Origin of the sequence: Streptomyces sp. MBT65, from assembly GCF_016612545.1 — a bacterium.
Classification (GTDB): Bacteria; Actinomycetota; Actinomycetes; order Streptomycetales; family Streptomycetaceae; genus Streptomyces.
Genome location: NZ_JAENRY010000200.1, coordinates 1 through 14720, shown reverse-complemented (window position 1 = coordinate 14720; position 14720 = coordinate 1). Strand labels below are relative to the sequence as shown.

General features: G+C 71.5%; 12 protein-coding genes and 2 pseudogenes. 8 read left to right on the top strand and 6 right to left on the bottom strand.

Features of this window, described 5'->3' with window-relative positions; all coding sequences use genetic code 11:
• From JHN63_RS34910 to JHN63_RS34895, 4 genes and pseudogenes are all read left to right on the top strand, one after another.
• Positions 1-101: pseudogene (locus JHN63_RS34910) on the top strand (ribonuclease HI); the annotation flags it as partial.
• A gap of 118 nt (positions 102-219) precedes the next feature.
• Positions 220-1431 carry an FAD-dependent monooxygenase gene (locus JHN63_RS34905; RefSeq protein WP_200688399.1) on the top strand — a complete coding sequence of 404 codons (1212 nt, stop codon included), beginning with the start codon at positions 220-222 and terminating at the stop codon, positions 1429-1431.
• A 94-nt stretch (positions 1432-1525) separates the two neighbouring features.
• Positions 1526-3016 (top strand): MFS transporter, encoded by a 1491-nt coding sequence (locus tag JHN63_RS34900; RefSeq protein WP_200688397.1) that lies wholly within the window; start codon positions 1526-1528, stop codon positions 3014-3016.
• Complete coding sequence (locus JHN63_RS34895) at positions 3013-3600, top strand: TetR family transcriptional regulator (protein ID WP_200688395.1); 588 nt, start codon at positions 3013-3015, stop codon at positions 3598-3600. The genes JHN63_RS34900 and JHN63_RS34895 overlap by 4 nt, the downstream gene beginning before the upstream one ends.
• Positions 3601-3615: 15 nt before the next feature.
• On the opposite strand, the gene JHN63_RS34890 is transcribed toward JHN63_RS34895, so the two are convergent.
• On the bottom strand, positions 3616-4248 hold the full coding sequence (locus JHN63_RS34890; protein ID WP_200688392.1) for a response regulator transcription factor: 633 nt from the start codon (positions 4246-4248) through the stop codon (positions 3616-3618).
• Entirely contained in the window at positions 4248-5519 is a 1272-nt protein-coding gene (locus tag JHN63_RS34885; protein WP_200688406.1) for a sensor histidine kinase, read from the bottom strand. Before JHN63_RS34885 ends, JHN63_RS34890 begins: the two co-directional genes overlap by 1 nt.
• Positions 5520-5717: 198 nt before the next feature.
• Between JHN63_RS34885 and JHN63_RS34880 the strand changes: the two genes are divergently transcribed.
• Positions 5718-6455, top strand: a complete 738-nt coding sequence (locus JHN63_RS34880; RefSeq protein WP_200688405.1) for an ABC transporter ATP-binding protein — start codon at positions 5718-5720, stop codon at positions 6453-6455.
• Positions 6449-8905 carry an ABC transporter permease gene (locus JHN63_RS34875; protein ID WP_200688390.1) on the top strand — a complete coding sequence of 819 codons (2457 nt, stop codon included), beginning with the start codon at positions 6449-6451 and terminating at the stop codon, positions 8903-8905. The genes JHN63_RS34880 and JHN63_RS34875 overlap by 7 nt, the downstream gene beginning before the upstream one ends.
• Before the next feature lie 36 nt (positions 8906-8941).
• On the opposite strand, the gene JHN63_RS34870 is transcribed toward JHN63_RS34875, so the two are convergent.
• Positions 8942-10675 (bottom strand): cholesterol oxidase substrate-binding domain-containing protein, encoded by a 1734-nt coding sequence (locus JHN63_RS34870; RefSeq protein WP_374222973.1) that lies wholly within the window; start codon positions 10673-10675, stop codon positions 8942-8944.
• 157 nt (positions 10676-10832) lie between these two features.
• Here JHN63_RS34870 and JHN63_RS34865 point away from each other — a divergent pair, with 157 nt between their 5' ends.
• Together JHN63_RS34865 and JHN63_RS34860 are read left to right on the top strand one after the other, a co-directional pair.
• A complete protein-coding gene (locus JHN63_RS34865) occupies positions 10833-11816 on the top strand; it encodes an aldo/keto reductase (protein WP_200688388.1) in 984 nt (327 codons plus the stop codon).
• Between the two features lie 67 nt (positions 11817-11883).
• Positions 11884-12378, top strand: coding sequence for a DUF6328 family protein (locus JHN63_RS34860; RefSeq protein WP_200688386.1), 495 nt, complete (start codon positions 11884-11886; stop codon positions 12376-12378).
• Here the strand turns inward: JHN63_RS34860 and JHN63_RS34855 are convergent.
• From JHN63_RS34855 to JHN63_RS34845, 3 genes and pseudogenes are all read right to left on the bottom strand, one after another.
• Positions 12302-12958, bottom strand: coding sequence for a DUF2238 domain-containing protein (locus JHN63_RS34855; RefSeq protein WP_234478165.1), 657 nt, complete (start codon positions 12956-12958; stop codon positions 12302-12304). The genes JHN63_RS34860 and JHN63_RS34855 overlap by 77 nt on opposite strands.
• A gap of 111 nt (positions 12959-13069) precedes the next feature.
• Entirely contained in the window at positions 13070-14092 is a 1023-nt protein-coding gene (locus JHN63_RS34850) for a hypothetical protein (protein WP_200688401.1), read from the bottom strand.
• 115 nt (positions 14093-14207) lie between these two features.
• Positions 14208-14720 (bottom strand): annotated as a pseudogene (locus JHN63_RS34845) (serine/threonine protein kinase); the annotation flags it as partial.

Sequence of the window (14720 nt, the reverse complement as noted above, 5' to 3'; positions counted from 1 at the left end):
CCGGCCGCTGTCTGTGCGGCCGTGCCTACGCGGCCGGTGAGCCCATCAGCAAGAACCCCAAGGGCTGGGGCCACCCGGAGTGCGCCACGGCCGAGGCCTGAGCCCCCGACTCCTTTGACGCGCCCCGTCGGCCCGAGGCCGATGGGGCTTCTTCATGTCGCCGGCCTGCTACTCTGCGGTTCCACTTGACCACTTTGAGTAATCTCCAGGGGTGTGCGCGTGAAGGTCGCCTGTGTCGGAGGCGGGCCCGCCGGTCTGTATCTCTCGATCCTGCTGAAGCGTCAGGACCCGTCCCACGACATCACCGTCTACGAGCGCAACGCCGAGGGTTCGACCTACGGCTGGGGCGTGACGTACTGGCGTGGACTGCTCGACCAACTCCGGGAGTACGACCCCGAGTCGGCGCAGGCCGTGGACGAACACTCGGTGCGCTGGAGCGACGGCGTCGCCCGCATCCGGGATCTGACGACCAGTCAACCCGGGGACGAGGGCCACGGCATCGGCCGCCACCGGCTCCTCAAGATCCTCGCCGAACGGGCCCGATCCCTCGGTGTACGGCTGGAGTTCGAGCGCGACGTCACGGCGGACGACCTCCCCGACGCGGATCTGATCGTGGCCGCCGACGGCGTCAACAGTGCGCTGCGCACCCGCCACGCCGACCACTTCGGCGCCGAACTCAGGCCCGGCCGCAACCAGTACATCTGGCTCGGCACCAGCAAGGTCTTCGACTCCTTCACCTTCGCCTTCGTGGAGACCGACCACGGCTGGATCTGGTGCTACGGCTACGCGTTCGGCCCCGAGGGCAGCACCTGCGTCATCGAGTGCGCCCCCGAGACCTGGACCGGCCTCGGCCTCGACACCGCGGCCGAGGCCGACGGACTCGCCCTCCTGGAGAAGCTCTTCGCCGACCTCCTCGACGGCCACTCCCTGATCGGCCGCGCCTCGTCCGACGGCAGCGCCCAATGGCTCACCTTCCGCACCCTCACCAACCGCACCTGGCACCGCGGCAACCTCGTCCTGCTCGGCGACGCCGCCCACACCACCCACTACTCCATCGGCGCCGGCACCACCCTCGCCCTGGAGGACGCCATCGCGCTCGCCGACGCCCTGCGCGAGCACGGCGAACTGCCGCAGGCCCTCGCCGCCTACGAACAGCGCCGTAGAACCGCCCTGTTGTCCATCCAGAGCGCGGCCCGCTACAGCGCCCAGTGGTACGAGAACCTCCAGCGCTACATCCATCTGCCCCCGCACCGCATGTTCGCCCTGCTCGGCCAGCGCCACTCGCCGCTGCTGCCGTACGTCCCGCCGCAGGTCTACTACGGTCTCGACAAGGCGGCGGGACGGCTGGAGGCGCTGCGCCGGTTCAAGCGCTGGCTCGGGCCGAGGCTCGCGCGGACCGTGCACGCGCGGGCGCTCGCCGCCCGCAAGTAGGGAGCCCGGTCTCCCCGGCACATTGGGTGAATGGCTATTCACCGGATAGGGTGAATAGCCATTCACCCTTTTTTACGTGTCCGCTGGAGTGCCCATGGGCCAGCCCGTCCCGATACCCGACCCGCCCGGCACCACCGGGCGGACCCCCTTGCGGGACCGGCTCACCGTTCCGGTGCTGGCGTTCGGCGGGATCCTGATGGCGGTCATGCAGACCGTGGTCGTCCCGCTGCTGCCGTCCCTGCCCCGGCTGACCCACTCCTCCGCCGGCGCCGTCTCCTGGATGGTCACCGCGACCCTGCTCTCCGGCGCCGTCCTCACCCCCGTACTCGGCCGGGCCGGCGACATGTACGGCAAGCGGCGGGTCCTGATCGGCGCCCTCAGCCTGATGACCTTCGGGTCGGTGATGTGCGCGCTGTCCTCCGACATCCGGGTCCTGATCACCGCCCGTGCCCTGCAAGGCGCAGCCGCAGCCGTCGTCCCCCTGTCGATCAGCATCCTGCGCGACGAACTGCCGCCGGAGCGCCGGGGCGGCGCGGTCGCGCTGATGAGCTCCACGGTCGGTATCGGCGCCGCGCTCGGACTGCCGCTCGCGGCACTGATCGTGCAGTACGCCAACTGGCACGTCATGTTCTGGGCGACCAGCGCGCTCGGCGCGATCGGCGTGTGGGGAATCTGGTGGGCGGTGCGCGAGTCGCCGGTCCGGGAGCCCGGCCGCTTCGACGTGCTCGGCGCGCTGGGACTGGCCGTAGGACTGGTGTGTCTTCTCCTCGGGGTGTCCCAGGGCGGTCAGTGGGGGTGGGGGAGTCCGCGCATCCTGTCGCTGTTCCTCGCCACGGTCGTCGTGTTCGGCCTGTGGTGGTGGCAGCAACTGCGCGTCGAACAGCCGCTGGTGGACCTGCGGTTGGTGTCCCGGCCCCGGGTCGGCCTGTCGCACGTGGCCGCTCTGCTGACCGGCTTCGCGTTCTACGCCAACTCCCTGTCCACCGCCCAACTGGTGCAGGCGCCCAAGGCCACCGGCTACGGGCTCGGACTGTCCATCGTCCAGACCGGCCTGTGCCTGCTGCCCGGCGGCGTCATCATGCTTCTCCTGTCGTCCACCTCGGCCCGGATCTCGGCGGCCCGCGGCCCGCGCGTCACGCTCGCCATCGGGGCCGCGATCATCGCGCTCGGCTATGTGGTGCGCATCGCCGACAGCCGTGACCTGTGGACGATCATCCTCGGTGCGACGGTCGTGGCCACGGGCACCACCTTCGCCTACTCGGCGCTGCCCACGCTCATCCTGCGCGCCGTCCCGGCCGGCCAGACCGCGTCCGCGAACGGCGTCAACGTCCTGATGCGCACCATCGGGCAGGCCGTCTCCAGCGCCGTGGTCGCCGCCGTGCTGGTGCACCACACCAGCCTCGTCGGCGGGCTTCCGCTGCCCACGCTGCACGGATACCTGATGGCGTTCGGCATCGCGGGCGTGATCGCCCTGGTCGCGAGCGCGGCGGCACTGACCATCCCGGGCGACCCCGCCCCCGACGAGACACCACGTGCCCGGGACCGTGCCGAGGGCGCGCGGGACGAGGCGTTGGAGGGAGCATGAGTGCCGTGAGCACCAGACCCCCCACCGCGTCCCCGCCCGCACGCCGGGACGCCGAGGCGACCAAGGCGGCCATCCTGAAGGCCGCCCGCTACCTCCTCGCGCGCAACGCGCACGCCGACATCACCCTCAAGGCCGTCGCCGAACGCGCCGGTGTCAGCGCGCCGTTGATCCTCAAGTACTTCGGCAACAAGGACGCCCTCTTCGCGCGCGTCATGTCCTTCGAGGCCGACGCGGAGGACCTGCTGGACGCCCCGCTCGACGGACTCGGCCGCCACATGGTCCGGCACGTTCTGGTCAGCCAGCGCGAGCGGGGCGCCGACCCGCTGCTGCGGATCGTGTTCGCGCCCCTCCAGGGCGACCAGGGCGACATCCTGCGCGTCAACTTCCGCGCCCACGTGGTCGATCGCCTCGCCGGTCGCCTCCCCGGCCCCGAGGCCGCACTGCGTGCCGAACTCGTCGTGGCGACCGTCCTCGGCCTCGGCGTGATGTACGGCATCGCCCGCAGCACCAGCCTCCGCGCGACCGCCATCGACACCGTCGTGGACCGCTACGGACCCACGGTGCAGGCCCACTTGACACCCTAGGCGTACGGGCGTGCCTCAGGCCCGCAGATAGGCGAGCACGGCCAGGACCCTGCGGTGGGTCCGGTCCGTCGGAGGCAGGTCCAGCTTGGTGAGGATGTTGCCGACGTGCTTGCCGATCGCCGCCTCGGACACCACCAGCTCCCGGGCGATCGCGCCGTTGGACCTGCCCTCGGCGATCAGCGCCAGCACCTCGCGCTCGCGCGGGGTCAGCCGCTCCAGCGGATCACGGCGGCGCCGCAGCAACTGCCGTACCACCTCGGGGTCGACCACCGTCCCGCCGTCCGCCACCTTGTGCAGCGCCTCCATGAACTCCTCGACCTGGCCGACCCGGTCCTTGAGCAGATAGCCGACGCCCGATCCGTCGCCGGAGTCCAGGAGTTCGGCGGCGTACGTCCGCTGCACGTACTGGCTGAGGACCAGGACCGGCAGTGCGGGGCGCTTCTCGCGCAGACGCACCGCCGCGTGCAGGCCCTCGTCCTGGAAACCGGGCGGCATGCGCACGTCCGTCACCACGATGTCGGGGGCGTGCTCCTCGACCGCGGCGACCAGTGTCCGCGCGTCGCCGACGGCCGCCACCACCTCGTGCCCGCAGCGGGTGAGCAGGCCGATGAGCCCCTCCCGCAGCAGCACGCTGTCTTCGGCCAGCACTATGCGGAGCGATCGGCCGCCTCGGTCAACTGGCAAGGAAACTCCACACGCAACAGAGTCGGTCCACCCGGCGGACTGGTCAGGGCAAGTCTGCCATCCAGCACCGACACCCGGTCCGCGAGACCGGTGAGGCCGCTGCCCACCGAGGGATCCGCGCCGCCCCGGCCGTCGTCGCGCACCTCCAGGAACAGACGTCCGTCGCGATGACCGCCGCTCACCCGCGCGCTGTCGGCCCCGCTGTGCCGGGCGACGTTGGCCAGCGCCTCGCAGACCACGAAGTACGCCGCGGACTCGACGGCCCGGGTCGGCCGGCCCGGCAGTTCGAGGTCGACGTCGACGGGGACCACACAGCGGTCGGCGGCGTCGCTGACCGCGGCGTGCAGGCCGTAGTCGGTGAGGACTTTGGGGTGGATGCCGTGGATGAGCTCGCGCAGTTCCGCGAGTGCCCGGCCCGCCTCCTCGTGGGCCTTGGCGAGCTGGTCGGCGAGCGGGCCGGGCGGGGCGTCGAGGCGGGCCAGCCCGAGGGTCAACGTCAGCGCCACCAGGCGCTGTTGGGCGCCGTCGTGCAGATCGCGTTCGATCCGCCGCCGCTCGGCCTCGAAGGCGTCGACCAACCGGACGCGGGAGCGGGCCAGTTCGACCACCTCGGCGCCCAACTCGCCCTCGCGGGAAGCGATAAGCAGCCGGGTCAGCGCGGCGCGCGCGCCCGCCGTGACGCCGAGCACGTAGGCGCACAGGAACAACAGGAGCAGGCCCAGTACGGCGACGCCGAAGGCGGTCGGCCAGGTGGTGACCGTCCACTGCTTGAGGACCTTCGCCTCGTGGCCGTCGCCGACCGTGGCCATCAGCAGCGGGGTGGCGACCATGGACAGCGGGACGAACAGGGCGACCGTGACGGCAAGGGCGTCGACCGGCCACAGGAGCCCGGCGAACAGCAGCGCGTACCCGAGCTCCCGCCAGGTCGTCTGCTCGCGCAGCCGGGTGGTCAGCCAGGCCCACACTCCCGGCGCGGTCGGCACCTGGTGCCGGCCGGACACCGGGTCGCGGTCGACCAGGCGCACCCTGTGCCGCTCCACCCGGGCCACCGGGATCCCGCTGAGGACGACCAGGACGAGCAGGGGCAGCCCCACCAGGACGAGGGCGAGCGCACCGCAGACCGCCGCCACCGTCGCGATCCCCACCAGGGCGGCGACGCCGGTCACCGCGCCGGTGAGCAGATACGCGGCCGAGCGCCAGGGCCAGGCCGACAGCAGGAAGCCCGGCCGGGACATGGCCTGCCACACATTCCGAGGGTGCATGTGCATGACCGTAGGTGGCCCACCGGTCCGGTGCCATCGGCCCAGTGTGCGTATCGGGGGTATGCCTGGCCCTACCCCAAGTGTCGGCCGGGGCCCACTGCGTCGCGAGGGTCTTCCGCGGTTTCGTGGAGGCACCGACGAGCCGAGGAGCAGGTACTGGTGGGGGAACACATGAACAACGACGCGATTCGATTGCGTGCGGTGACCCGGCGCCACGGCTCGGGCGGCACGTCCGTCACCGCCCTCGACGGGGTGTCGCTCGCCTTCCCCAGGGGGACGTTCACCGCCGTGATGGGACCCTCCGGGTCCGGCAAGTCGACCCTGTTGCAGTGCGCCGCGGGCCTGGACCGGCCCACGTCGGGCTCGGTCACCGTGGGCGACACGGAGCTGACCACGCTGAGCGAGACCGGGCTGACCCTGCTGCGCCGCGAGCGCATCGGCTTCGTGTTCCAGGCGTTCAACCTGCTGCCCTCGCTGACCGCCGAGCAGAACGTCGCCCTGCCGCTACGGCTGGCCGGCCGCCGCCCGAAGAAGGCCCAGGTGCGCGAGGTGCTCGAACAGGTCGGACTCGGCGACCGCGCGAGGCACCGCCCGTCGGAGCTGTCCGGCGGCCAGCAGCAGCGGGTCGCCCTCGCCCGCGCCCTGATCACCCGCCCCGACGTGCTGTTCGGCGACGAACCGACCGGCGCCCTCGACTCGAAGACCGGCCGCGAGGTACTGACCCTGCTGCGCGCCATGGTCGACCGGGACGGCCGGACGATCGTCATGGTCACCCACGACCCGGTCGCCGCCTCATACGCCGACCGCGTCGTCCTCCTCGTCGACGGCCGTCTCGACGGTGAACTGCTCGGCGCCCGCGCCGAGGACATCGCGGCGCGCATGACCAAGCTGGAGGAGGCGCCGTGCTGACCACCACGCTGCACACCCTGCGCACCCGCTGGGTCACCTTCGTCGGCAGCTTCGTCGCGCTCTCCCTGGGCGTGGCACTGATCGCCGTGATGGGGCTGGCCCTGGCGTCCTCGCTGGACGCGCCCGACCGCCGGCCGGAGCGGTTCGCCGCCGCGCCGGTCGTCGTCAAGGGCCAGGACACCCTTGAGGTACCCACCTCGAACGGCGACCGCACCCAGAAACTCGCGCAGCCGCGCGCCGTGCCCGACGAGGTGGTCGCGAAGCTGCGGGACCTCGGGACCGTCGTCGAGGACCGCTCGTTCGCCGTGCGGGACGAGAGCGGGCCCGCCGAACTCGTGGGCCACCCCTGGTCCACCGCCGCCTTCGCGCCGTACGAACTCGCCGCGGGACGCGCGCCCGAGGCCGCGGACGAGGTCGTCGTGAGCGGTGACTGGGCCCGTCCGGGCATCCGGGTGCGGACCGACACCGGCACGGTGCGCGTCGTCGGAACCGTGCCCGGGTCGGGCTTCGAGGACGCCGTGTTCTACACCGACGCCCGCGCCGCCCAACTGGCGCCGCGCAGCCTCCAGTTGGTGGTCGACGCCGATGCGGCGGCCGTACGGGAGGCGGTGCGCGACAGCGCGGGCGTACAGGTCCTCACGGGGAACGCGCGCCGGTACGCCGACGCCGACCCCGACCGGGACAGCGAGGCCCTCACCGCGATGAACGCCATGTTCGGCACGGCCGGTGGCGTCACCGGCTTCGTGTCGGTGTTCGTGGTGGTCTCGACCTTCGCGTTCGCGGTGGCGCAGCGGCGCCGTGAGTTCGGGTTGCTGCGCACCGCCGGGGCGACCCCGGGGCAGATCCGCCGCATGGTCGTCGGTGAGGCGCTCGCGGTCGGCGTGCTCGCCTCGGCCACCGGCTGTGCGCTCGGTTCCTACGGCGCTCCGAAGCTCGCGGAGTGGGCGGTCGACGAGGGCCTGGCGCCTCGCTGGTTCACCATCGGCGATTACACCTGGCCCTATCAACTCGCTTTCTGGACAGGACTGTTCGTGGCACTGTGCGGTGTGCTGGCCGCGTCCTGGCGGGCGGGGCGCACCGGTCCCACCGAGGCGCTGCGCGAGGCGTCCGTGGACAACCGGCCGATGACACGGGGTCGTTGGCTGTTCGGCGCGGCCCTGCTGATCACCGCCGCGGTGACGCTCGCTCTGGCCCTGGTGACGAACCCGGGTGAGCTGCTCCAGCGCAAGACCTATGTGAGTCGGCCCATGCTCCTGATCACCTCGGTCGCGCTGCTCGCGCCGGTGCTGGTGCGGCCGCTGGTTCGGCTGATCGCCTGGCTGCCCGCTCAACTGCCGGGCGCCGGTGGGATGTTGGTACGGGAGAACGCAGCCGCCGGGGTGCGCCGTACCGCCGCCGTCGCGGCGCCCGTGCTGGTCACGGTCGCGCTGGCCGGCTCGCTGCTGGGCGCCACCGCGACCCTCGACCAGGCGAAGGCCGCCGAGGCGCGTGAGCGGACCGTGGCCGACTTCGTGGTCACTCCGGCGGGCGACGCCGGCTTCGACGGGCCGACGCTGAAGCGCCTTCGGGCCGTGTCCGGCGTCGAGGTCTCGGCGAGTTCGTCGAGCGCCGTGTACGTCCTCGAGGACGGCGTGGCGCTCATCAGGTCCGAGGCCAGGGCCGCCGAGCCGGAACCGCTCGCGGCCACGGCCCGACTCCCGCTCGCCGCAGGGAAGTTGGGCGATCTCGACGACGACTCGATCATCGTCAACAAGGAGTGGCGGCGGCACACCGTGGGCGAGCGGGTCGACGTCTGGCTCGGCGACGGCACCAGGAAGTCCCTGAAGATCGCCGCCGTCATGACGGTCGGCACCGGCGACAACGGCGTCTACGTCACCCCGCGCAACGCCCCCTCCGCCCCCGTCGACCGGGTCGACGTACGCCTCGCGAACGGAGCCGACGCGGACACCGTGGCCGCCGCTCTGCGCCGGGCGGTGCGGGCATCGGGCGGCAACGTCCTCACCAGGGACGCCTGGTTGCGTGCGATGCGCCCCGAGACGAACCGGACGACCAGGGCGGGCTTCCTCCTGGTCCTCGGGATCGCCCTCCTCTACACCGGCATCTCCCTGGCCAACACGATGGTCATGGCGACCTCCGACCGGGCCCGCGAGCTGGCTGTGCTGCGGCTGGCCGGCGCCACCGGCCGGCAGGTGCTGCGGCTGGTGGGCGCCGAGGCGCTGATGGTGGTCATGGTCGGCGGGCTGCTGGGAGCGCTGGTCGCCGGGCTCAACCTGGTCGGTATGTGGTGCGCGTTGGGCCTGCTCTCGGTGTGGACGTCCATCGAGATCCCGTGGGCGACCCTCGCGGCGGCGGTGGGCGCCTGCGCGGTGCTCGCGGTTGTCTCGGCGGTCATTCCGGCCGGTCTCTCCCTGCGCCGCAGGGCGGTGGAGTGGGCGGGCACACCGGAGTGACCGCTCGGGGTCCACGGGTTCGGGCGCCGGTCGCCACTAGCCGAACAACCGGTCCAGGAAGGCGTTCCCGAACACCCCGTGCGGATCCAGCCGGTCGAAGGTCCCCGCCGCCTGCCCCCACACCGACTCCCCGAACGAACCCGGGATCGCCGTGCCGAGCACCTCCTCGTCGCTCCACGCGGCCTCCTCGGTGTAGGCCCAGCCCTTCGACCACTCGACCCGGGTCAGCGCGTCCGTGCCGTCGTGGGAGCGGTACAGGAACTGCTCCAACTCCCGCAGGAACTCCTCCGCGTACGGCGTGCCGGGCAGCGTCAGGACGTCCAGCCAGACCGCCGTGTCCCACTCGGGGTGTTCGTTGCTGGGTCGTAGCGCGGACAGCAACGGGGCGCGGGCGCCGGTGAGTTCGGTGTCGGCGGGGTGGTCGAGGCCGGTCACCCGGATCTCGACGGTGCCGTTGACGGGGAACCGGCCGAGCGCGGCGTACGCGGCGAGCCGCTCCCGGTAGAACTCGGTGAACTCGTGCACCACGCGCTGCACTTGGGCCCGTGAGGTGAGCACGGCGTAGCCGTTCGCGGTCTCCCGCAGTGTCGTCGGCCTGATGTAGAGCAGCGTGTTCTTCGACGGCCCCCAGATGTCCGCCGACAGCGTCGTCGTCAACCCCAGCGCGGCGACGTCGAGTTGGGCGTTCCCGAGCACCGGCGCCAGATACCACGCGGCGTCGGACAGGATCCGCCCGACCAGATCCGCCACCAGGGCCGGCACGTTGTCGGAGAACGGATAGTTGTACGGCGACGAGACGCGCCGCGAGGTCAACGGCTTTGTCGGGGCGACACTCCACACCTTCAGCCAGGGGAACTCGGTGAACGCGAACCAGATCGCCTCGGCCCGTCCTGACGCGTCCAGGAAACTCGCGAAGGTCCGCCCGCCGGACCCGGGCGCCGCGAACAACTCGCCGGCCGGGATGTCCGTACGGCTGACGCAGCGAAGATTCGCGTTGGCGCCGACCCGCAGCACGACCTCGGTGACCAGCGCACGCCCCAGATGGGTGAGCAGCGCCGCGCAGTCCGCCTCGTCGCGGGTGTAGGTCCGCAGCACGTACGCGCCGGTGTCCGCGTCCCACACCACCGCCGTCAGCGACAGCACCAGATTGCTGAGCGACCCGAACGTGTGCCCGGCCGTCCGTGCCTCCCCCTTCGCGGGTACGGCCGTGCCGTGCGCGTCGATGGCCAGGGCGCCGCCGAGCGTCAGATCGCCGGGCGCGGGCGAGGCGGTGAGACCGAGACCGTGGTCCTCCAGGAAGGTGAGCAGCGCCTCCAGGGTGACACCGGTGCCGGCCCGTACGGTCGAGGCCGAGTCCAGGGCCAGGCCGGTGAGGTGCGGGCCGGTGTCGACCAGCAGGACCGGTGCGTCGGACTCCGTACCCGGCTCGATCGTCAGCGGCGACCAGCCGTGCGAGGAGCCACGGGCGCGGACCCTCCAGCCCTGCTGCCACGCCCAGTTGACGACGGACAGCACATGGTCGGCGTCGGTCGGCGCGCAGGCCCACAGCCCGTCGGCGGTGATCTCGCCGACCCAGTTCCGGTACGCCGAGCGGTACAGGTCGACCTCGGCCGGGAAGTCGGGCAGCTCGGCCGCGGCGACGGCCGGATCGGCCGTCAGGAGTACGGGTACGGCGGCCAGGGCGGCCGCGGAGAGAAGGAAGCCCCGACGGGTCCAGGGAGCGGAACTGCCGTTCCCCGGCTGGAGGTTGTTCGCCACATGATCGGTCACGCGCACACGCTAGGGGCCTGTTGACACGAGTAGGCTTCCTGTCGAATGGCTTCACTCGTGTGAGTGAAGGATTCACAGGTCGCGGCCCGGCGGAGTCCGATCCGCGCAGCGTGGAGCCCGTTCCGCGCATGTCAGTGGCGGATGACAGACTGACGGCATGGACGAACGTGTAATCGGCAGGTCTCGGCAGCAGGCATCCGTCGTCGGTCTCGGCACCTGGCAGCTCGGCGCCGACTGGGGAGACGTCGACGACAAGGAAGCCCTCGCCGTGCTGGAGGCGGCGGCGGAGTCGGGGGTGACCTTCTTCGACACGGCCGACGTGTACGGCGACGGGCGCAGCGAGCAGACCATCGCCGCCTTCCTGAGCGGCCGGCCCGATCTGCATGTCCTGGTCGCGACGAAGATGGGCCGCCGCGTCGACCAGATCCCGGAGAACTACGTCCTCGACAACTTCCGCGCGTGGAACGACCGTTCGCGCCGAAACCTCGGCGTCGACCGCATCGACCTCGTGCAGTTGCACTGCCCGCCGACGGCGGTCTACTCCTCGGACGAGGTGTTCGACGCCCTCGACACCCTGGTCGCCGAGGAGCGCATCGCCCGGTACGGCGTCAGCGTCGAGACCTGCGAGGAAGCCCTCACCGCGATCGCCCGGCCGAACGTGACCAGCGTGCAGATCATCCTGAACGCCTTCCGCATGAAGCCCCTGCTCCAGGTGCTGCCGGCCGCCCAGGCGGCGGGCGTCGGCATCATCGCGCGCGTGCCCCTCGCCTCCGGCCTGCTCTCGGGCAAGTACACCAAGGACACGGTCTTCCCGGAGAACGACCACCGCACGTACAACCGGCACGGCGAGTCCTTCGACCAGGGCGAGACCTTCTCCGGCGTGGACTACGCGACGGGCGTCGAGGCCGCCGCCGAGTTCTCCGCGCTCGCCCCCGAGGGATACACCCCGGCCCAGCTCGCCCTGCGCTGGATCATCGACCAGCCCGGTGTCACCACGGTCATCCCCGGCGCCCGCTCACCCGAACAGGCCCGCGCCAACGCGGCCGCCGCGCAGCTGCCCGCATTGTCCGAGGACACGCTCACCGCGATCCGGGACCTCTACGACCGCCGGATCAAGGACCAGGTGGAAGGCCGCTGGTAGGCACCGGCCCCGCTTGATCTGAACCGTCCTCCGTTTGAAGGGTCGGCGGTCCGGTTACACGGACCGCATGACCCAGGAAGAGCGGCGAACGGGACGCGACGAGTCCGACGAGGAGCGAGCGGACCGGATGTGGGGCGAGCTCATTCAGGAGGTCCGGGTCGCGCAGACCGGAGTGCAGATCCTGTTCGGGTTCCTGCTCACCGTCGTCTTCACCCCGAAGTACGAGCAGTTGGAGCACGCGAACCAGGTCCTGTACCTCGTGACCGTCGTCCTCGGCGCCACCGCCACCGGAGCGCTGATCGGCCCGGTGTCCCTGCACCGCCTGGTCTCCGGCCGGAGCGTGAAACCTCAGGCGGTGCGCTGGGCGTCCCGGATGACCTTCGTCGGCCTCGTCCTGCTGCTCGCCACGATGACCGCCGCGCTGCTGCTGATCCTCCGGGTCGCCACCCATGACGCGTACGTGCCCTGGCTGGTCGCGGGCGTGGTCACCTGGTACCTGCTGTGCTGGTTCGTACTGCCGCTGTGGGCGCGACAGCGCGATACGAGTCGACCGGGTCGATGACCCCGAGCCGCGCCATCTGCCGGTCGTGGACCCGGCTGAGCACCAGCACCGAGACCGTGGCCCCGATCAGCGCGCAGAACATGTCCCACTGCGTGTCCCACACATCCCCCTGAGTGGCCAGGAACGCGTCCGCGCCGTGCCCGCCGATCACGGCAGCCGCCCACTCGAACAGCTCGAAGAGCGCGCTGAAGGCGAGACACGCGCACACCGTGAGCGGCGCGAGCCAGCGGCTGCCGCGCAGGGGTGAGGTGCGGGTGAGCAACTCCCTTACCAGGACCGCCGGTACGAAGCCCTGCATGAGGTGGCCGAGACGGTCGTAGGGATTGCGGCTGAGGCCGAACGTGTCTCGTACCCAGTCGCCCGCCGGTACCTGTGCGTAGGTGTAGTGGCCGCCGACGGCGAGGACCAGCGCGTGCGCGGCGAGCAGACAGCACAGCAGGCCGGTCATGGGGAAGCGGCGCCAGGTCAGGACGATCACCGGCAGTCCGACGAAGACCCAGACGGTCTCCAGGAACCACGTCGTGCGGTCGTGCGGATGCCAGGCCGAGAGGGCCATGCCGACGACCACCAGCGCGACCATGGCGGCGGGCAGACGGCGTCGCGGTGCGGAAGGAACGACGGACACGATGGGGCTCCCTTGTCGTGGGGAGCCCCATCGTGTCCGAAGGCCGAAGTCGCTACATGAGTACGGCTACTCAGCCGGAGTAGTGGTCCTGCGCAGGGCGGTGAGGCAGCTGTCGATGGCCTGCTGGAGTTCCTCCAGACGCTGGACCATGTCGTCCTCGTAGAAGTCCTGGGCGTCGTCAAAGGTCAGCTCCTCGAAGGCCTTCGTGGCCTTCTGGAGGCTGCTGTAGAACTTCGTCCGCTTCTCCTGGACGCGCAGTTCGGGGTCGGCCTCCACCGCCTCGACGACCAGGTTCTTCATCGTGTCGTAGGCCTCGGTGGCCCACCCGCCGGTGTCCTCGCCGTCCTCCAGCTCGTCGAGCAGCGACAGGTGTCGCTCGGCCTCCTGGCGCAGGTCGACGGGTGCGTCGACGGTCTGGCCCGCGGGGGTCTTGATCTGGCCCGACTCGGCGATCTGGCGGACGTATCCGATGCGGTCCGCCGAGCGGCTCTCCGTCGCCACCGCCTTCTTCAGGTCGTCGGTGCGCACGACGTCCCGGGCCAGCTCCGACTGGAGTTCCGGGTCCTCGCGGACGCGGTCCAGGAGTGCCTGCCGGGCCGCTCGCGCGGTGGACGGGTCGGCGAGGATCGCGGCGCGCAGCGCGGTCGGGTTCTCCGCGACCTCCAGCGCCTTGGTGGGCCGGATGCCCTCGGCCTCGGCGGCCTCGGAGATGGCGGTGCCGCGCTCGGAGGTGGCGCTGGAACGGGAGACGTAGTAGTTCAACCACACGTCGGCGTCCGGGAGTTCGACCTCCTGGCCGGGGGCCAGCTCCTCGAAGTGCGGGACGAGACCGTCGTCCGCGGCCCGGTCCCAGGCCTTGTAGTAGCGCATGACGCGCTCGGGGGAGCAGTCGGCGAGTTCGGCGAACTCCTTCGCGGACACCTTCGGCGTCTCCTCCGCGCTCTGCCCGCCGGGCCGTACGCTGCGGGCCACCTTGAGGCCGAACGCCCAGCCGCCGGTGCGGGCGTAGGCTCCGAACTCGTGCGCGTCCCGGGCGACGAGGCCGGCGTCGTCGAGAGCGGTGAAGGACGTCTCGGCCTGGTCGATCACTACGGTCAAGGCGGACTCTCCTGGGCTGGTGATGAGGCACGGTACGAACAGGCAGCCTATATCCACCCATTGCCGCTGGTTTGCGTGCCCGGCCCTCGCGTCGCCGTCGGTCCGCCTACCGCCGGAAGGTCTTGAAGAAGGTCTGCAGGGCCTGGCGGTTGGCCGCGTCGTTCCACTCGTCGGCGGGCGTCGTCCACCGTAGCGAGAAACTGCGCCCGCCGCCGATCAGGAAGCCGCGCCCGAGCGTACGCACCCGGGCGTCACCGGTCCCGGAGAGCCACTCCAGGTCGGCCGCCTTGTCGCCCTGGTACGTCGTGGCCCTGATGTCGCCGATCTGCTGGAAACCCTCGGTCTGCTTCAGCCCGGGAAGGACGTCGTCCCGCCATACGGCGACCGGGTCCGGGCCCGCCTGAGTGCTGTACGTCACGGCCAGCGTGCGCGGGTCGCCCGAGGCACCGAACGTGATCCGGTAGGCGTCGGACGCCTGTTGGGTCTCCACCACCTTCCAGCCCTTGGGGAGCGCGACGGAGAAACCCTGCGAGGCCTTGAACACGCGGAAGCCGGCCGGCAGCGCCGCGGCGGTGGGGGAGGGGGACGCGGTGACCGAGGGCGAAGCGGAGGCGGAGGC

Coding starts and splice junctions, on each gene's coding strand:
- JHN63_RS34880 (WP_200688405.1), top strand. CDS start 5,718: ATGAACAACGACGCGATTCGATTGCGTGCGGTGACCCGGCGCCACGGC.
- JHN63_RS34865 (WP_200688388.1), top strand. CDS start 10,833: ATGGACGAACGTGTAATCGGCAGGTCTCGGCAGCAGGCATCCGTCGTC.
- JHN63_RS34860 (WP_200688386.1), top strand. CDS start 11,884: ATGACCCAGGAAGAGCGGCGAACGGGACGCGACGAGTCCGACGAGGAG.
- JHN63_RS34855 (WP_234478165.1), bottom strand. CDS start 12,958: ATGGTCGCGCTGGTGGTCGTCGGCATGGCCCTCTCGGCCTGGCATCCG.
- JHN63_RS34900 (WP_200688397.1), top strand. CDS start 1,526: ATGGGCCAGCCCGTCCCGATACCCGACCCGCCCGGCACCACCGGGCGG.
- JHN63_RS34885 (WP_200688406.1), bottom strand. CDS start 5,519: ATGTCCCGGCCGGGCTTCCTGCTGTCGGCCTGGCCCTGGCGCTCGGCC.
- JHN63_RS34895 (WP_200688395.1), top strand. CDS start 3,013: ATGAGTGCCGTGAGCACCAGACCCCCCACCGCGTCCCCGCCCGCACGC.